The sequence below is a fragment of the Microcoleus sp. POL10_C6 genome (assembly GCF_036701585.1).
Classification (GTDB): Bacteria; Cyanobacteriota; Cyanobacteriia; order Cyanobacteriales; family Microcoleaceae; genus Microcoleus.
In genome coordinates, this window is the sequence record NZ_JAUBRB010000013.1 from 44,248 (window position 1) to 63,058 (window position 18,811).

Below are 18,811 nucleotides of genomic sequence, written 5' to 3' on the forward strand. Positions count from 1 at the left end.
GAATTTAAATCTGTAACCGCTTGTCCTAATTCGGTCGCTGAATAATTGTTTCAGCTACCCGCCGCTTGACTTTTGGATCGATACCAATCAGCCGCACGTATTCGCCGCCGTGTTCCGCCAAACAAGTTTCTAAAGATGCAACCACATCTTTTTCCTGTGCAGTTTTAATCGTCGCGCAACTTTGCCAAGAACCAGTTTTAAATCGGCGATTATCTGCATATTCCATGCCAATTTTGCAGCCTCTTGCTAACAACTGCTTTACTTGTTCCAATACCTCGGAACTCAGCCGCGCCGCATGACCGTTACCACCTTCAGAACTTGGCTCGACGTAAGCCTTATAATATTTGGAGGACGGGTCGTTTAATTCACTTTGCGTGGGCGCAGTAGCAGGGGCATTGGGGGTTCCTTGAACGTTAAACAGGCGCGATTGGTTGTATTCATCTACTAAGCGCATTTCCTGAATCCGCTTTTGTTGACCTACCATCAAACTGCCCATTTCTAATAAATGAGCGAGGCTGAAATTCGGGTTCTGGAAATCTGGCGCTGCTTCCAAAGTGTTTACCAAACGCTTGGAAACTCGCTCAATTCCTACTTTGTGAATAAATTCGCGGATTTGTTCGTCGTAAATGCGCGATCGCAAAGCGCTAAAAAAGTCGATCGCCTGATCGGGAAAATTATCAACTAACCCCACAATCTCGGTTTTTGACAATTTGTCCGACTCAAAAATTCCTCCAACAATGCCAATTTTATCATCCCGGCTGGGTTCCCAATAAAACTTTTCCATCCGCCCGTCGCGAATCAGCGGCGCGTACAGCGTAGAAAAATCATTTCCGGTGACAATAATCGGCACTCGGTGCAGCGGCGTGCTGTCATAACTTCCCGGTAACTGCACATTAGTTGGATTGTCAGCAATATTCATCAGAGTCGCATTGACCATCTGAGTATTGACAGTATATTGAGTAGTAGTATCGAACCTGCCAGCACCGGCATCCAAATCGTTAATAAAGATGGCGCACATCTCGCCGCGCACGCGAATTTGCTCCGCCGCTTCCCGGTAGCGCAAGCGAATTAAACGCGCCGGATCTCCGGCATCCGGGCTTTCTAATTCCCCACCAGATATCATCACCGGTTCAAAGCCCATCCGCCGAAAAACCAGTTCGGTTTGAAAAGTTTTGCCTTCTCCTTTGCGGCCATGAATTCCCAAAATTAGGGGAACTCTTACCCCGGGTAAATTTAAAAAGTTTTTAGTGACGTGCACCGCAACTTTATCGAGAAAGTTAGGAGAAATGTAATAACTCATCAGTAGATTTGTGAGGGATTAATTGAGTTTACTGTTATGATTTTATGACAAAACTAACAGGCTGCACCGCTAACCTGGATTTTTACCGTACAATCGAGGTCTGCATATTATGTGTTAAGGAGCGATTCGTGAGTCCAGAAACCTTATTAAAAGAACCAAACGTGCAAGCCGAAGCCAGTCTCTTCAGTTCTGAGAGCTTCGACAGCTATGTAATGACAACTTACGGGCGTTTTGCGATCGCCCTAGAACGGGGCCTGGGCTGCCGCGTTTGGGATACCGAGGGCCGCGAATATCTCGATTTTGTGGCTGGTATTGCTACCTGCACTCTGGGACACGCCCACCCGGCAATGATTGCAGCGGTAACTCAGCAAATTCAGACCCTACACCACGTTTCTAATCTTTATTACATCCCCGTACAGGGCGAGCTGGCGAAGTGGCTTGTAGACCATTCTTGCGCGGACAGAGCCTTCTTTTGCAACTCCGGTGCTGAAGCTAATGAAGCGGCAATTAAACTCGCCCGCAAGTACGCCCACGAAAAATTAAATATCTCGAATCCGACAATCATTACCGCCGTTGCGAGTTTCCACGGGCGGACTTTGGCAACAATTACGGCAACGGGACAGCCTAAATACCAAAAGGGTTTTAGCCCTTTGGTTCCCGGATTTCACTACGTGCCATACAACGATATTAGTGCGATCGAAAGTGCGATCGAGCAACTCGACAAAGACGAACGCCAAGTAGCAGCAATTATGCTAGAAGCGCTGCAAGGCGAAGGCGGAGTTCGCCCCGGAGATATCGCCTACTTCCAGCGCATTCGGGAAATTTGCGACGAAAAAGGCATTTTGCTGATTCTCGACGAAGTGCAAGTCGGGATGGGACGCAGCGGCAAATACTGGGGTTACGAAAACCTCGGCATTGAACCCGATATCTTTACATCTGCCAAAGGATTGGGCGGCGGTATCCCGATCGGCGCTATGCTGTGCAAATCTTTCTGCGATGTATTTGAACCCGGAAGTCACGCCAGCACTTTCGGCGGCAATCCTTTTGCTTGCGCTGTAGCTTTGTGCGTTTGCCAAACTTTAGAACGGGAAAACCTTCTAGAAAACGTGCAGCAGCGCGGGGAACAGTTGAAAGCAGGCCTCAACAAGTTGGCGGCCACATATCCGCATTTAATTGCCGAAGTGCGCGGCTGGGGTTTGATTGTCGGGATGGAATTGCAAGCTGACATCGAACTTACATCGGGCGATATCGTCAAATCTGCCATCGCCGCAGGAGTTCTGTTGGTTCCAGCAGGGCCGAAAGTGTTGAGATTTGTCCCGCCGCTGATTGTCACGGCCGCTGAAGTCGATCGAGCTCTGCTGGCAGTGGAGTCAGCCTTGCGTTCTCAAGCGGTACAGTAAAATTTAGTGAGTTGATTTTTGTTAGCTGTAGCGCTGAAACTCGCGCAATATCCTAGATAACTCACTTAGTCCAGGACACACTCTTCCTCAGAAACCGGGTTTCTTTCGAGATTTCTCGTTACTAAACCCAATATTTTCCCAGAAACCCGGTTTCTTAGCGTAAGTCCGATCGGGGTAAAAGTAAACCCGCCCCGCTGCAAGTGTGTCAGGGCGGGTTTTTCAAGTTTAGAACTGTCTGTTAAACCCGCCCTGAAAGACTGACGGCGCTTTGAACCAGGATTTTACTCAAGGCAAGACGCTAATACTATTAGCCATTGCAGGTGCTAGTTTCGCTATCTGCGTGTCTGTTGGGACTTGTGAATCCTGATTTAACTATTTCGGGCCCTTCCAACTCAACTGAGTACCGTTATAGTGGGAAGGGCGGGTGACGACGATTGCATCCTCAAGTAATTTTGGGGCTCGCTTTCAAGAGAGAAAATATGTAATCCTCGTCACAAAATTTTTTCGTAATGCTTTGATCGTCAACTGTATATTGTGAGAGAATAGAAGAACCAAGGAGGTGATGTTGATTGCTACACAAGGCTATCCAAGTTCGTTTGTATCCTACCCAAAATAAACAAATACAAGTAGCTTCAACTTTTGGGGGTGCGCGTTGGTGGTCTAATTATGGTCATAATCAATCAATTGAAGTATATAAAAAAACTGGTAAAGGACTTGGCTACTCCGGTCTCAACACACTTTTACCTGTTATCAAAAAATCCGATGAAAGTGTAGGGTTATGTCAGTATTACAGCCAATTTGGGCAAGCTACTACGCTCAAGCTAACGACTGCATACCAAAAAAAAATTGATGAAGTTGCTGGGTTTTATAATTTCCCATCTCAAGCAAAAAAACTGTTATTTCAGCATCCTAAAAGCGTCAACTTTGTGGGTACTCTAATTTTAGATTATAGGGGAAGAACTAAGACGAAAAAAATAAAGAGATATAGATTAACTGATGGTAAAATTCAGACTTCAATTATTAGTAAAAAATATTCAGGGAAATATCTGGCATCTATACTGACTGAAATCAAAGCTGAGAACCAGAGAACAAAAGAAGGTAGGATTGCGGGCAGTGATTTAGTATTGAAATACTTTGCTATTGTCCCCGATGATGAAAAAGTATCTAAATATGACAATGCCAAGCATTTTGCCAAGCACCAGAAGAACTTGAAGCGCAAGCAGCCAAAGTTTACAGGCCACCAAAAAAAAAGTAATTCTGAATACAAATATAGAAAAGCTGTTGCCAAGGTATGCGAAGGGTTTAGGAATGGGTGGCAAGATTTTCTACATAAACTTAGTTATAAGTTGGTCAGCGATCGCCTCGCGGTCATAGTAGAAAACTTTCATTTCTGGAACAGGATTCGCAATTCCAATTTGGCGAAAGCAAGATCGGATGAGGTTTTGGGAAGTTTTACCAACTTCTTAGCCTACAAGTGGGAACGCAAAGGCGGGAACTTAGTCGAGATTGATAGAGGGGTTTCCAGTTCCAAACCTTGTTCTAATTGTTTCCATCAAATGACCGAGATGCCATTAGATATGAGGGAATGGACTTGTCCTCACTGTGCTACCGATCGCGATCGGGAGGGGAATGCACCGATAAAGATGAAAGCAGAAGCTATCAAAACACTAAAGGCGGAAGGTTCAGCCGTTTCGGCTTTAGGATGCGAGGTAAGACCAAAGGTTGGACGAAAGTCTCAGCTAAGGCACTCGCCTATGAGTACAGAAGCCCCTACTATATTCGGTACTACGATTTAGGGGTGGGTAGTTCACTTGGTTGCACAGAATCAGCGCTCCTATGGTTAATAGTTTGGCGGAATGCACGATGGACGAACAGCGTCGCAAAACTGATGTTAATATGCTCCAAGCGCTGCTGGAAAATCCTGGGGACTCAGGAATAGATTTGATTTTGAGGACGAACCCAAAGTCGATCGACTTTGGGTTCGTGCAAACGCTTTATTTGGAAGAACCGGCACTGACGCGAGAAAGTTTGCTGAAAGCTGCAAAATTTTTCCAAAGGGCGATCGCACCCTTAGAATCTGCAAAAGGGAATTATAAATTGCCCGCAACCGGGGCAGCATATCTGGCTTTTTTAGCAGAAGTATTGCAGGCAGTGGCGCGCGGCGCTGATTCGCAGCACCTGTACTCGCTGCTGAGAAACAATTTAGACAAACTCGACCAGAATTTCGCACAACTGCTGCGCCACTGGGCCACTTTGGTGCTCCCTGCTGCCAAAGAATCGGAGACTAGGCGCATTGCAGCGTTAATCGGCAATCTGAGCAACAAAATTGGGCGGTTTCCCCTCGGCAGCAAGGCTCATAACTTGGAAATCGAAATTGCCGGTTACGAAACAGTTGCTAAGGTGTTTACCCGCAAAGACTTTCCCCAAGAATGGGCGGTGATGCAAAACAATCTGGGCAACGCTTATAGCGATCGCCCCAAAGGTGATAAGGCTCAAAATATCGAACAGGCGATCGCTTGCTTTGAAAATGCCCTACAAGTACGCACGCCCGAACATTACCCGGAACAGTGGGCGACGCTGCAAAACAATCTGGGCAACGCTTACAGCGAGCGTCTCAGGGGAGCTCCGGCAGACAATCTAGAACAGGCGATCGCCTGCTATCAAAACGCACTGCGAGTTCGCACCCGCGAAACTTTTGGGGAAGAGTGGGCGAGCACTCAAAACAATCTCGGCCGTGCTTACAGCCGCCGACTGCGGGGCAACCGAGCCCAAAATCTGGAACTGGCAGTCGCTTGCTACCAAAATGCTTTGCAAGTCTACAACCGCAAGGTGTTTCCCCGGCGTTGGGCCACAACTCAAAATAATTTGGCAAATGCTTACTGCGAGTTGCTGGGGGGCAACCGAGCCGAAAATCTGGAATACGCGGTTACGTGCTATCAGAGAGCTTTGCAGGTGCGGACTCGGGAAGCTTTTCCGCAGCAGTGGGCAACGACTCAGAGGAATTTGGGCCGGGTGTTTGTCGATCGCATCAAAGGCGATCCGGTGGAAAATATGGAAATGGCGATCGCCTGCTATCAAAATGCTTTACAAGTCTACACCCGCATCAAATTTCCCGAAGCCTGGGCTTCGATCCAAACTTACCTCGGTAGGATATACAGTCGGCGCGTGAAAGGGGAAAAAGCCGACAATATGGAAATGGCGATCGCCTGCTATCAAAATGCTTTGCTCTTTTGCAACCGCCAAAAATCTCCCGAACGCTGGGCTATGCTGTGTGCCTACCTCGGCCGCGCTTTCTGCGAACACGTGAAAGGGGAAAAAAACCGCAACCTCAAAAGCGCGATCGCCTGCTATCAAAATGCGGGCGAAGTCTACACCAGGCAAGCCTATCCCAACCGCTGGGCAATGCTACAAATTTATCTCGGCAGGGCTTATTCGCAACTGACCGAGGCGGAAAACTTGTCCCACATGGAAAGCGCGATCGGCTGCTATCACAGCGCCTGTCAAGTCTACACTCGCGAAACCTATCCCCACCGCTGGGCTGAAATTTTATTTTATTTGGGTCAAGCTTACCGAATTCGAGGCGACTTGCTTCGCGCCTACGGGGTTTTTACTGCTGCGGTCGATACTGTGGAATTCTTGCGTTGCGAAGTTGGGGTTGATACAGTCGATTTTGGCGATTCCCTACGGGATAGCTACGCTTCACGGACGAGTACCGCAAAAGTCAAATTAACCCGCACCTGGGCTGGACTCTATAAATGCCTGGTGCAAGTTGGCCTCGAACTCGGCGCCAGCCAACCTGAATATTACGCTAAGGCTCTGGAATACGCCGAACGCCACAAAAATCGGAATTTGGTACAACTGCTGGTTAAATGTCACTTGACTCCGAAAGCCGAAATTCCTGCAGCGGTGCGAAGCGAGTTGGAGTCCCTGCAACTGGAAATAGCGGGGGAACAGCGGCACCAAGAACAGGGAGAACCTGAGCCGAACACGACCTTGATTTCTGAGGGCGATAGCCAAGGTTTGAACAGCGGTTCTCTGCTGCCGAACTCGGACTTCATGCACTTAAATCAATTGTGGAAGCAGTTGGATAGGTTGATTGCGCGGGAGGTGCAGGCAAACGACCCTTTCTTCAGCCTCGCTCACAAAGTTGAACCGATCGCTTTTGAGCAAATTCGCCAATTGTTGCCTGATGACAATTGCGCTGCTGTGGTGTGGGCGAGTTTGGGGGAGTTGCTGGTTGCTTTTGTGGTGGTAAAGAGTGCACAATATCCCGCCGTTCACCTGTGTTCGCCGGAAAATGCTTTGGCTGCCGAAAGTTGGAGCCAGGAGTACCTCACCGCTTATTCTGAACAAAAAGGTCGCTGGATCAATCATCTCCCGACTCGCCTCAAACGCTTGGCTACGATGCTGGAAATCGATCGAGTGGTGGCGCTGATTCCTGATAATTGCGATCGGCTGATTTTTGTGCCGCACCGATTTTTGCACGCTTTGCCACTCCACGCTTTGCCTTTGGCGGGGAGAGACGGGTTTGAGGACGGTGGGGGAATTTTTAGGTCTGGGTGGAGCGATCGCAGCGGTTTTGAGGTGGAAACCTACAGCCTTTCGGATTTTTCTCAAAGTTCGTCTTTTGGCGACGTTGCAGCGCCTACTACTTCTTTGATTGATCGATTTCCCGGAGGAATTCGCTATGCTCCTAGCTGTCAGCTATTGCTGTTGAGACAAAGTGCACACGGAGCGGCTATTGGTCGGTACAAACCAGGTTTGCAGCAGCTTTTGGCAATTCCAACTTTCACCAGAGATGCGTTCTACAGCAACATTGAAATCGGCACTATTTCCCAGTATTTTGCCACTACAGAAGTTGTGCGCCATAAGCCGGCAATTAAAGAGGCTTTTTCCCAAGAAATCTCTGCTAATAATGGGAATTTGCCCCAGGAAATAGGGCAGTTGCCGCAGAAAAAATGCGCTCATTTTGCTTGTTTTAGTTTGCTTAATTTGGCTTGTCCTCTGAAATCCGCAGTGTTTTTGAGGAATGATTCTCTGAGTTTGGAGGAAATTTTTAATCTGGATTTTAGACAATATTTTTTAGTTACTTTATCGGGTTGTGAAATTGCCGCTGGCGGAGTTAGCGGTGCTGGAGGAGATTTTGTGGGTTTGTCGGCGGGTTTGTTGTATGCTGGCACGTCTAGTGTGGTTAGCAGTCTGTGGAAGGTGAACGATGTTTCTACGCTGCTGCTGACGAGCAAGTTTTATGAAAATCTGCGACGGTTTTCTCGGTTGCAGGTGGGAGATGTGGCGATCGCGTTGGGGGACGCTCAAAGGTGGCTGCGGGATTTGACTAGCGAGGAATTGGAGGTGTTGCTGGCGGATTTTCAACCTCAAATTTCGCAAATGTTCGATCGGCTTTCTCAAAGTTCTCGCCTGATTGCGGAGGCTTCTTTGCAGCAAATTCGCAACCGCAAACCCTATCCTTTTGCCAATCCTTATTATTGGGCGGCTTTTACTGCGGCTGGGGTTTAGTTATTACTCATTAGTCATTAGTCCTTAGTCAACAGTCAACAGTCATTAGTCATTTAAAAACCCGACACTAACAACTTATTTAAAATTGTCAATGTCGGGCGCAAATTCAACAAATTACAGCAAAAATTAGGACTTTTTGCCGAAAACTTGTTCTTTCAAGGCTTGAATTTCTTGACCTAATTGTTGCCGGTTGGACGATCGCAGCAAATAGCGGTAGATAAACCACCCGGTGTATCCGATACCAATTAGCTCGAATGTGGGTGCTAGCAGGGGGATGTCGTTGAGTTCGTCTATTACGCCCAAAAGCACTTTCAAAGAGACAATCGAGGCTATAATTACACCGATAACAGTCAGGGGACTTTTGTACTGCTCGTAAAAGCTGCCGATGTAAGCGGGAAACTCGGACAAAATTGAGATAATTTGTTCTTTGATCTGCTGGGCCTGACTTGGCGGTTCTTCGGTAATTATGACCTTTGTTGTACCGCTTGAACTGTCTGCTTCATTTCCGGCAGGAACTTCGGTGATGATAACGGTTGTTTCTGGTTCGTTTGATGAAGTCATTTCTCCACTCGCAATAGTTTTTTGCTGGTTGGCGGCAGGTATTTCAACTGCTGCTGCGACTGTTTCAAGAGCCGGTATTTCGACTGCTGCAACCTCCCCGTCGGTTGGTTCAAGAGCCGACACTTCGCCTGTTTCTGAAGTCGGTATTTCGACTGCTGTAACTTCCACTGCTTGTTCGACAGTCGGCGTTTCGACTGTTTCGATCGCAAGTTTTTCCACTTCTGAAACCTCTGCTGCTGGTTCAACAACCGGGGTTTCGACTGTTTCAAGAGTCGGTGTTTCGACTTTTGAAACCTCCACTGCTGACTGTTCTGTAGCAGAACTTTCGGCGACTGTTTCTGCGTGTGGTTGTTCTGGGGTAGGAGTTTCGTCCGCGACACCAACAGCAGGCCCATTCAAGTTGCTAATGGCATCAAGCAAACGGGTTTTAGCCGTTCCTCGCTGGTGAAGGATTACCCAAGATTCTATCAGGTCGGGGCCGTGCATTGCACCTGTCAGAGCGGCTCTGAGCGATCGCATAATTAGCCCTTTGTTAAGATTTTTCTCTTTACTGAGCTTTTTAGTGATTTTCTGAGCTTCCGCTGATGTCAGGGACGAATGACTTTCCATAGCTTCTACAACTGCTTGTAAAGCCTGTGCCGCCCCTGTTTGCTGCAATTGTGCGAGTGCTTCTTCTTCGTATTCCACGGTGGTGGAGAAGAATACCTTACACATATCGACAGCATCGGTTAAGCGAACGAGACTCGGGCCGATTAAAGCAGCTATTTGTTCGAGCCAGGGGCGGTCTGCCTCCAAGTCAAACTGATAACCGCCTTTCTGCCACCAATAAGGTATCAGCAAATCTGTCAATTGCGGCACTGGCATTTTGTGCAGGTATTGACTGTTTAGCCAATTGAGTTTATCCCAATCAAATTTTGCACCAGCTTTGTTGACTCGATAGAATGTAAATAATTCTGCTGCTTCCGACAGTGTAAATATTTCCTGCGTTGAATCCGGCGGAGTCCAACCGAGCAAAGTCATGTAATTAACTAAAGCTTCGGGCAGGTAGCCCATATCTTTGAAGTCAGAAATCGAGGTTACGCCGTCGCGTTTAGAAAGCTTTTGCCCTTGGGAGTTTAAAATCAGCGGCGTGTGGCCAAATTCTGGGATTGTCGCGCCCAAAGCTTCGTAGAGCAATATTTGTTTGGGAGTATTGCCGATGTGATCTTCGCCGCGGATGACGTGGGTGATGCCCATGTCGATGTCATCGACAACTACGGCGAGGTTGTAGAGTGGTTGGCCGATGACGCCGCCGCTGGATGCCCTGGCAATTACCATATCGCCGCCGAGGTCGCTACCTTTCCAGGTTACGGTGTCGCGCACCATGTCGTTCCAAGCGATCGTGCGATCGTCGTCGATGATAAACCGAATCACAGCTTGTCGCCCTTCGCCTTCAAAAGCTGCGCGCTCTTTGCTTGTCAAGTTGCGGTGTCGGTTGTCGTAGCGGGGGGCTTGTTTGTTGGCTTTTTGTGCTTCCCGCATTTCGTCGAGTTCTTCCGACGTGGTGTAGCAGCGGTAGGCGAGTCCATTGTCTAGAAGGGTTTGGACTGCTCGGCGGTATATTTCCAGACGCTGTGACTGAAAACTCGGGCCTTCGTCCCACTCCATACCCAGCCAGGTGAGGCCTTCGAGGATGTTATGGGTGTATTCGCTTTTAGAACGTTCTACGTCTGTGTCTTCTACCCGCAGGATGAATTTGCCGCCTTGGTTGCGGGCAAACAGCCAGTTGAATACGGCGGTTCTGGCGGTACCGATGTGTAGGTTTCCGGTGGGACTGGGGGCTAGACGGACTCTGACATTCATGTAGATTTTTGCTTTTAGATTGGGGGCGATTTGCTGGTTGGGGGAATAGCTGATGTTTAAGACTTTAAATTTTATTATATTTTGTTGCCGAATTAACAGTTGTGCTTGGCAGGTGCTTTGCCTCGAATTGTTTGATATTCGACTATCGGGCGATCGGGCTACCGTCTCCGGCAACGCAGCAGAGCGCATCTTGATGATATTAGCTTGCGGGTGGCCAAGACTGGATTCACCTTTGGGACTATTTTTCACAACCCAAATAACTGCCGTAGGGCTACCAAATAATTCTTGTAAAATGTTTGTGTGCGATCGACGACATTAAAATATATTTCCCTATGTCTGCTGCTAAAACTGAGTTTTCCGAATCTGTAGCGCCCTCACCCGACTCTGTTGCGCCTGCTTGGCAGATTGAGTTGCTGTACGACGGTGAATGTCCTCTGTGCGTGCGGGAGGTTAATTTCTTAAAAAAACGCGACGCGGGGCGAGGTTTAGTGTCGTTTGTGGATATCGCGGATGATGGCTACAACCCGGAGGCCCACGGCGGAATCGACTACGAAACGGCGATGGGGCTAATTCACGGGGTGTTACCCGACGGTACGACGGTTAAAAATGTGGAGGTTTTTCGCCGCACCTACGAGATTTTAGGTATGGGCTGGGTTTATGCTGTGACTAAGTTACCAGTGATCGGGGCGATCGCCAATTGGCTGTACGGAATTTGGGCCCACTGGCGGCTGAAGCTGACGGGAAGGCCGGATTTAGCAACTATTATGAGCGATCGAACTCAGCGGATCGAGTGCGAAAGTCAGGGCCGCTGCCGACCAAACTCGAAATGAGTCATATTTGGTAAATTTTTAGTAAGTGCGATCGGTTTATCAGAAGATGTCAGCAGAAGCAGGCTGCAACTAACATTAAAGATGGACTACTATTAAAGGTCAAAAAAAATGCAAGATGCAGGCTATACAGTCTTCATGGGCTTCGGCGGCCTCTGGGTACTCATGGGAATTGCCGCTGTGATTTTCCTGTTCAAATCGGACGGTCAAAAACTTAGGTTTGGCAAATGGGGACTGCTAGTGGCGATTCCGATTCTCGTGCCCATCGTCCTGGTTTTGACATATCAAATCGCCCGACCCTTTATTTCCTCGCACCTTTGAGTGCTGCTGGGAGTCGATGTTTAAATTTAATTATAGGCAAAGAGTTTGCATAACTTGTGAGGAGATTTCTCGGAAAGGGCAATGAATATTAGGAGTGGTTGATGGGGGTGGAGTGGGTGCCACAACTTCGCGCTGGACTAGGCGGAAACTAGAGACCACCCACAAATTTGCTAACAAGCACTGTCCATCCAGGCAGATCGCCAGGCAGATCGCGTATGTCAGTCAATGCTAAATCCCTCAACACATCTTTAGCTTGTTTATGGTAGCTTCTAAATTTTGAACGTAGAAGCTCTTCCTGCTCAAGCTTAGCATCACTAGAAAGAATATAATTAACGGTTGCCAATAGTGCAAGAGTGAGAATAACTGCAACCCCAGCCGCCGCCACATCAAAAATACCTGTCGGTGGAAAAAAGGATTTAACAAACAAAAAGAGGCTGGGACTCACTGTTTCATCTAAAAATGTTGGCAAAATAGCAAGCGCAGCTTGAGGAGACAAAAGTTGGCCAGTGTATAAGTAATGTAAAGACCCTATGGCAACTGCCTGGGTTGCGGTAATAAATACTGCGCTACCCGGAATAAATGCTTGACCTGCCACTGCTATCAAAGCTACCGCAATTATTTTGACTGCATAAGACTGCTTTTCAGCCATGTGTCTTGCTAGCAGCAGGTCTTTTCCCTTTTTTTCCAGAAATTCCTCAATGGCACTGCGTAGCGGAAAAACTCCTCTAATATCCATCTTGGGATTACGGCTTTTAGGATCGTAACCCTTCGTACAAGTTGGATAAATCTTGTCTACCTTTAAATCGTTTTTCCACTGATTGACTACATCGTCTACAACCGTTGGATCGAGATCATCCCACTCATCAATTTTGTTAAGAACAACAAAAAATGAATCACAATGCTGCCTCAAGTCATCTAGGCTTTTCTTTTGTGAAGCATCTGATGAACCAGTTACTACAAATATGCCAACATCAATATGCCTCAAAAAATTCTTGGTGACTTCACTATTCTCTGCACGCACATCGTCAAGACCTGGTGAGTCAATTAAATAAACCTTTTCATCAAGTTTTAGAATTGTTAAATCTTTAGTAACGCCCGAAACTGCTCCTACCTTGGCAATTTCTAAAGCTTTTCTTCGGCTCAGTTTCAACAAAGCATTAATGAGTGAACTTTTGCCCGAACTTACCTTGCCGATAATCGCAATGTTGAGAGATTGCGATAAATCAGGTGCTTTTTCCACAAATTTCGCTTGTACTCGGTCAAAAAAGCTCTTTTCGTCTAACCCGTCGAAGGCTGAGTCACCCATCTTCCCTACTCCTCTAATATCGTTTACGCAAATGATTGCTATAAAGGGGTATTGGTAAGCCTTCCCCTCATCAACCCGTTATGTAGCTAAAATTTAGGTAATTCATATACCAAGAACTAAAATATAACATCAAGTTTCCGCAAATCTTTCTTAGTAGTGGAATCCCGGATGCCCCGAAACCGGGTTTTTTTGCGAGAATAATTCGTTACAGCCCGCCTCAACGGCCAAAAACCCCGTTCCTTGCTTTGGTTGTGATGCGTCCAAGGCTGTTTCTGTAAGCGGATGACATACGGAAAGTCTCCATATGTCACCTGATTTGAGATGATATCGAGAGACTTCCGTATCTCTACCCATTTATTGAGTAGTGAAATGTTCAAGTACCCATTGATTTATAATCAATAAGAAATTGCGATAGCTTTTTTCAGCAATCTGAACATTTTCTATTTACGAGAGAACGGGACAGACGGGGCTCGAACCCGCAACTTCCGCCGTGACAGGGCGGTGCTCTAACCAATTGAACTACTGTCCCTCGTTTTGCCGTTTTTTCAGGCACAATTTCTATTATGCCTATAACTTCACCTTTTGTCAAGAGGTTTTTTGAACTTTTATTTGGAAGCCCAAAATTTGAGTCTCTTGCAGGGGACTGAAGTTGTTGTCGCTCACCAAAATCAGACCTCTGCTACCATCGCCTAACACCGGGCCAAATGTCAACCCCTCCATGTTGTCTAGGGGAATTTTCAGGGTTTCCAAATCCAGCAGCAGGCGTTTTTGAGCGGGAGAAACCTCGCTGAGACGGCTTTTGAGGCTTTCGAGTGCTTCAATACGATCGCCCTTTTCCAGAGAAATCTCAAAAATTCTGATAGTTGTGCCGGTTTCCAGGGAGAAAGCACGCTCTAAACTCAGCAAGCGGTTATCGTCTATCGCCAACAAATCCACTAAACCGTTGCTAGTTAATTTTCCCACAGGATTCGCACCAGCGGGTAGCGGTTCGGTGATGTAGAGAAACGATGCTTCTGGATTGCCACTCACCGCATCGTAGCGCAAAATCCGGCACGGGCTCCCGGTTTCCAGGGAAGCTACGGCGCCATCTTGAACCAAGGCATTTTCGGTAGCTGTAAATAGGTATTTGCGATCGGGCGTTAAAGTTAAACTTTCAAAAGCCAGATTGTTGCGGATGCCTTTAGTGCCTTTGTCATCCGGCAAAAATAGTTCAGGAATTGGCAGCGTTTTCAGCAGTTTACCATCGAGGGAGAACTCTTTGATAAAAGGATTTATTTGGCGATCGACATCTCCCTCAGAAGAAACAAACACGCTATTGCCAGTAAAAGCTATCCCTTCGGGATCTAAACTTAATTCAGGAAAACCTTTGCCGTTTTCATCTAATAAAGTAGTGACACCAGTAAAAGTAATTTGCTCTTTTTCCAGTTTACCAGCTTGCCAGTTAATTTTGAGAGTATAGAAGCGCGCCGGAGCCTTGCTGCTGCGGTCATCAGAAATGGCATAATAAACTTGTTTTTCGGCATCATAAGTAATCCCCGAAAGTCCGCCAATTTCCGTCCCCTGAAAAGGAGAACCTGTAGGAAATATTGCTCTACCGATAAAATCTATTTTCGTAACAGCCAAAGATTTGGCTGACTCGTTTACCCAAATAGCAACACTTGCTGCCATCAAAAAACAGACAATAAATATAGTTGCTTTTGCTAGCCTTCGCATTTTACCAATAAATACATTATTACCTATCTTCCTCTTCCCTTTCTTCCTTCGCGCCCTACCCTTCGGGAACGGCTTCGCCGAACGCGCCTTCGCGGTTCATAAAATCTAAAAATCACGGCTCATGATTCAGCAAAAAATTGGTCAACCAATCTTTAACCACATAAGTAGCACGACAGTCGTCCTCATTGTAGCGGACGATCGCCTCCAAGAGCGATCGATCGCCAGTTTTGAGCCAATCGTCGTACCAGCAGACGCACTGAGCACCATTCGCCTTAGCATCTCGCCAGTCAAAACCCAGCCAGCGGGCAATTGGTTTGAGTGCGTAACTTTCCACGGGCATAATCGCCTTTTGCGTCACTTGTTTGTGAATATCTACAAACCGTTTCAGCACTGGCTTCCACAAATAAGGTGGAGTATTGTAAAGTTTAGCCAGCCGCTTAAAAGTCTTGACTTCGTAGTCGCAAAAGTGGAAAATCGGAGCAATAGGATAAGCCCACATTAATTCTAAAAATTGCTGCCAGATTGCACCTTCCTCTGCTGCTGATTCTGCTAAAAAGCCGTGGAATTTTTCCGTATTGTTGGATCGGTCAACAACTAAGACTCCGTGGAGGTAATCTAAATTTAACTCGGGTTCTGCTTCAATGTCAAAGTAGAGTTCGATTGGGGCGATCGGCAAAAAAACAGATTGGGAATAGGGAATTGGTTTCTTGCGGAGAATTGGCGCAGGTATAGAAGATGTGGCAGGTTTATTTTCTGTAGTCTTTTCCAGAACAAGATTAACTTTTGCTAAACTATTCTCAACCACTTCTGGTATAATTATAAATTGATTAACTTCTGCCTCTTCCCTTCTTCCTTCTTTCCTCACACCTCCATCCGTTAAATCCCCTACAGCTTTCGCTGCCGAACTTCTATCCGTTACATCCGTTACAAAATCCGTTGCCGAACTTCTATCCGTTACATCCGTTACGAAATCCGTTGCCGAACTTCCTTCTTCCCGCAACAGCGGTTGATTTAGCAAATGCGATTTAGCTTGCTGCACCACATCAAAGGCAACTCTGTCGGGGAATTCTGGATACTCAGCTAGCAGTGCGGAACTAGCATTAGCGAGAGCTTCTACATCTGTAATTTCGAGAGTTTTTAGTCTAGCATAGCGGCTGGCAGTAACTCCCGGCAATAACGAAAGATGTTTAATAGATTTGGCTTCGGCGTGACAGAGAGTATACCAACCGCAAAGATTGCACTTTTGCCGGGAAATGAACACCTCGGGTTTATCCCGATTTTCTATCATCTGAATGCAGTTGTCTAAAATCTCGAACATCTGAGGAGTTCGCTGGTCGAGATTCACCTGCCACCACCCTTTTTTTCGCAGCATCAGCCACGCAGCCTCGGGCATTGTTTCCTGTACGGAAGCTAAAACTTGGGCGTGAAAAGCTGCGATAATTTGATACTCTTGTTTGGGTCGCTTGCTAAGCCAAATATCCGCAGTAATATAACTCCAATTGCCAAATTTTGATTGTCCCGGCTGTTTGATTAATAAATGGGGGCGGCTGATTAGGGTAATGTTTGAAGAGGGAAGATTGGAGGATGAAAGATGAACGGGAGTTTCGGGGATTTCCCCAAATTCTGGGAAATATTGACTGTCAATTCCTACCACAGAAGTTGTTGCGGCGTTGGTTTTGCCGAATTCGGCCTGGATCAAAACTCCTCGGTAAATGCGATCGACCCCCTGCTGCATTAAACTCAATGTAGCGGCAGCGCCGGCTTCCCAATCCCCTCTAGGATAATATGGTTGTTGGTAAGTCTCGTCTTCCAAAGCTTGCTGCTGGTATGCGGCGCTGTCGCGCATCAGCTTCAGCAGAAAGTCGCTGGGGGGGTCTAGTTGTTTCCAGTCTCCGCAGGTGTCTAAAAATGCTCGGAGATGGCATCGCTGATAGGAAAGTAGTAGTTTGTCAGTTATTAACATTTAGTATTCGCAAGGCATAGAGTATCAGGCAAAAGGTATAAAATTCACAGCATTACTTATTCAATATTAACGCTATCAATAATTCCCCAAAAAAAATGACAAAGGACAATCACCGGCAACAATTCCCAGCTTTGGCTAATAAAGCTTATTTTAACTACGGCGGACAAGGGCCGCTGCCTGAGCCTGCTTTAGACGCGATTTATCAGGCTTACAAACGGGTGCAGCTTGGGGGGCCGTTTTCGGCGGAGGTGGGGGCTTGGGTGGTTCAGGAGGCGATGCTGACGCGACGTGCGATCGCATCTGAGTTGACGGTACCTCCTGAAACCATCGCCCTAACTGAAGATGTCACCGTCGGCTGCAATATTGCGCTGTGGGGCATTGACTGGAAAGCAGGCGACCATTTGCTGCTTTCTGACTGCGAGCACCACGGCATTGTAGCTAGTGTAATGGAACTTCAGCGCCGTTTCAACATTAAGGTTTCGGTTTGTCCGTTGGCGGCAACTTTGAATGAGGGCGATCCGGTGGCGGTGATTGCTGATAGTTTGCGGCCAAATACTCGCTTGTTGGTTATCAGTCACATTTTGTGGAATACTGGCCAAGTTTTGCCTCTGGCTGAGATTGTGAAAGTATGTCATCAAACACAAGTCAAAGTATTAGTTGATGCGGCTCAATCTGTGGGGGTTTTGCCTTTAAATTTGATTGAATCAGAGGTTGACTTTTATGCTTTTACGGGTCACAAATGGTGGTGCGGTCCGGAAGGTTTGGGCGGACTTTATGTGAGTGCGGAAGCTTTGGCAGATTTGCATCCGGTGTTTATCGGTTGGCGGGGAATTGTGACGGATGCTAATGCTAAAGTCCTTGGCTGGAAGCCTGGATCGCAGCGCTATGAAATTGCGACTTCGGCTTATCCTTTGTATGCGGGTTTGCGGAGTGCGATCGCCCTGCAACATGAATGGGGTACGATCGAGGAAAGGTATGCAGAAATCTGCCGTTTGAGTAAGTATCTCTGGGAGCGTTTGTCGGAACTTCCCGATGTCGAGTGTTTGCGAAAGTCTGCGCCGGAAGCTGGTTTGGTTTCGTTTCGATTAACTAATGGGATGCCGCACAAAAAGCTTGTCGATTTGTTAGAGAAACAGGGAATTATGGTAAGGACTATTCTTAATCCTGATTGTGTGCGGGCTTGTGTTCACTATTTTACAACTGAGGCGGAGATTGATAAGTTGGTTGGGGCGATCGCCATAGCGAAGTTTTCATTTGAGTAAAACTTTAGCATCGGCAGTTATTCATTTTCAGCAAGCCACAGCTCGATTTCTTCTCGCTTGTGTTCGTAATAGTTCGCAACCGCTTGCAAATCTTGAAGGGTAAGTCCTGGATAATTAGAGAGAAGTTCGGCTTCAGTTGCGCCCTGTTGTTGGTAGGCGATAATCGTCCAGACGGGAATGCGGGTATCGCGAATTCGCGCTGCACCGCCACAAATTCCTGGAGTTTTGTGAATGGGATGTTGAAGGGTTTGGACGAATTGCAGCGTTTGTGCTAGCAAGTCATCCGGCAGTGTTTCAATGGTTTGGAGAAGTTGTTCTTTGATGGTCATAATCGATATCCAAATGCAATAAGCTGTTGCGGCATTTAAATTATATGTCAAAAAAAATCAAAGTCTTGTGGGGTGTCCCGCCCGCGGAGAATATACAATTTAAATGCGCGACAGCTTATGTCACCAAACTTCGTTCCCCATAGCAACTCCACTGTCAATCTCATTATGAAGATTCTCAGGCGTTATCGCCTCAACCAACTCCTCAAGGGAATACCGCCAACGAGTTACGGGTTCGATAATTTTCTCAGCGTCAATAGAGGCATCTATTTCCTGAGAGTGGGCGGCATAAAAAGCGAGAAAATCGTTCACTTGAACTTCACTTAAGTCATAATCAGCGGCAATTTGGTTTGGCGAAAAACCCCATTTATGGGCTGCGATGACTACTGTTTGCACTAGATGTAGTGTGCCTACGTAAGTCCTGTTAAGGTAAAGTTTTCTTTCGGTATTGAACATTTCTGGGTTTGAGCCAT

13 protein-coding genes, 1 tRNA gene and 1 pseudogene are annotated in these 18,811 nt (G+C 46.9%); 6 read left to right on the forward strand and 9 right to left on the reverse strand.

Annotated features, from left to right (window positions below; translation table 11 throughout):
• Positions 1-25 precede the first annotated feature (25 nt).
• Positions 26-1,300: a ribulose bisphosphate carboxylase small subunit gene (locus QUA34_RS09730; protein ID WP_333386035.1), complete on the reverse strand. Its 1,275-nt coding sequence runs from the start codon at positions 1,298-1,300 to the stop codon at positions 26-28.
• Positions 1,301-1,428: 128 nt separating this feature from the next.
• Here QUA34_RS09730 and QUA34_RS09735 point away from each other — a divergent pair, with 128 nt between their 5' ends.
• The 3 genes from QUA34_RS09735 to QUA34_RS09745 all read left to right on the forward strand — a co-directional run bounded on the left by QUA34_RS09735 (position 1,429) and on the right by QUA34_RS09745 (position 8,217).
• On the forward strand, positions 1,429-2,700 hold the full coding sequence (locus QUA34_RS09735) for an aspartate aminotransferase family protein (RefSeq protein ID WP_333386038.1): 1,272 nt from the start codon (positions 1,429-1,431) through the stop codon (positions 2,698-2,700).
• Between the two features lie 569 nt (positions 2,701-3,269).
• Positions 3,270-4,496: an RNA-guided endonuclease TnpB family protein gene (locus QUA34_RS09740; RefSeq protein ID WP_333386040.1), complete on the forward strand. Its 1,227-nt coding sequence runs from the start codon at positions 3,270-3,272 to the stop codon at positions 4,494-4,496.
• A 40-nt stretch (positions 4,497-4,536) separates the two neighbouring features.
• A complete protein-coding gene (locus QUA34_RS09745; protein WP_333386043.1) occupies positions 4,537-8,217 on the forward strand; it encodes a CHAT domain-containing tetratricopeptide repeat protein in 3,681 nt (1,226 codons plus the stop codon).
• Between the two features lie 126 nt (positions 8,218-8,343).
• Here QUA34_RS09745 and QUA34_RS09750 read toward each other — a convergent pair whose 3' ends face one another.
• Entirely contained in the window at positions 8,344-8,778 is a 435-nt protein-coding gene (locus QUA34_RS09750) for a CAAD domain-containing protein (protein ID WP_333331601.1), read from the reverse strand.
• 399 nt (positions 8,779-9,177) lie between these two features.
• Positions 9,178-10,620, reverse strand: a pseudogene (gene gltX / locus QUA34_RS09755) (glutamate--tRNA ligase); the annotation flags it as partial.
• Positions 10,621-10,952: 332 nt separating this feature from the next.
• On the opposite strand from gltX, the gene QUA34_RS09760 reads away from it, so the two are divergent.
• Both QUA34_RS09760 and QUA34_RS09765 read left to right on the forward strand, forming a co-directional pair.
• Entirely contained in the window at positions 10,953-11,450 is a 498-nt protein-coding gene (locus QUA34_RS09760; RefSeq protein ID WP_333386046.1) for a DUF393 domain-containing protein, read from the forward strand.
• Positions 11,451-11,558: 108 nt separating this feature from the next.
• A complete protein-coding gene (locus QUA34_RS09765; RefSeq protein WP_333177679.1) occupies positions 11,559-11,768 on the forward strand; it encodes a hypothetical protein in 210 nt (69 codons plus the stop codon).
• Between the two features lie 148 nt (positions 11,769-11,916).
• On the opposite strand, the gene QUA34_RS09770 is transcribed toward QUA34_RS09765, so the two are convergent.
• The 4 genes from QUA34_RS09770 to QUA34_RS09785 form a co-directional block, all read right to left on the reverse strand.
• Positions 11,917-13,074, reverse strand: a complete 1,158-nt coding sequence (locus QUA34_RS09770) for a GTPase (RefSeq protein ID WP_333386049.1) — start codon at positions 13,072-13,074, stop codon at positions 11,917-11,919.
• Positions 13,075-13,529: 455 nt separating this feature from the next.
• Positions 13,530-13,603, reverse strand: a tRNA-Asp gene (locus tag QUA34_RS09775).
• A gap of 56 nt (positions 13,604-13,659) precedes the next feature.
• On the reverse strand, positions 13,660-14,787 hold the full coding sequence (locus tag QUA34_RS09780) for an esterase-like activity of phytase family protein (RefSeq protein WP_333386051.1): 1,128 nt from the start codon (positions 14,785-14,787) through the stop codon (positions 13,660-13,662).
• A 112-nt stretch (positions 14,788-14,899) separates the two neighbouring features.
• A complete protein-coding gene (locus tag QUA34_RS09785) occupies positions 14,900-16,750 on the reverse strand; it encodes a TM0106 family RecB-like putative nuclease (RefSeq protein ID WP_333386054.1) in 1,851 nt (616 codons plus the stop codon).
• 95 nt (positions 16,751-16,845) lie between these two features.
• On the opposite strand from QUA34_RS09785, the gene QUA34_RS09790 reads away from it, so the two are divergent.
• The gene (locus tag QUA34_RS09790; RefSeq protein ID WP_333386057.1) at positions 16,846-18,012 is read left to right on the forward strand and encodes an aminotransferase class V-fold PLP-dependent enzyme; all 1,167 of its coding nucleotides are present in this window, start codon (positions 16,846-16,848) and stop codon (positions 18,010-18,012) included.
• A 17-nt stretch (positions 18,013-18,029) separates the two neighbouring features.
• Here QUA34_RS09790 and QUA34_RS09795 read toward each other — a convergent pair whose 3' ends face one another.
• Positions 18,030-18,341, reverse strand: coding sequence for a DUF433 domain-containing protein (locus QUA34_RS09795; RefSeq protein WP_333386060.1), 312 nt, complete (start codon positions 18,339-18,341; stop codon positions 18,030-18,032).
• A gap of 120 nt (positions 18,342-18,461) precedes the next feature.
• Positions 18,462-18,794 carry a hypothetical protein gene (locus tag QUA34_RS09800; protein ID WP_333231646.1) on the reverse strand — a complete coding sequence of 111 codons (333 nt, stop codon included), beginning with the start codon at positions 18,792-18,794 and terminating at the stop codon, positions 18,462-18,464.
• Positions 18,795-18,811: the final 17 nt, after the last annotated feature.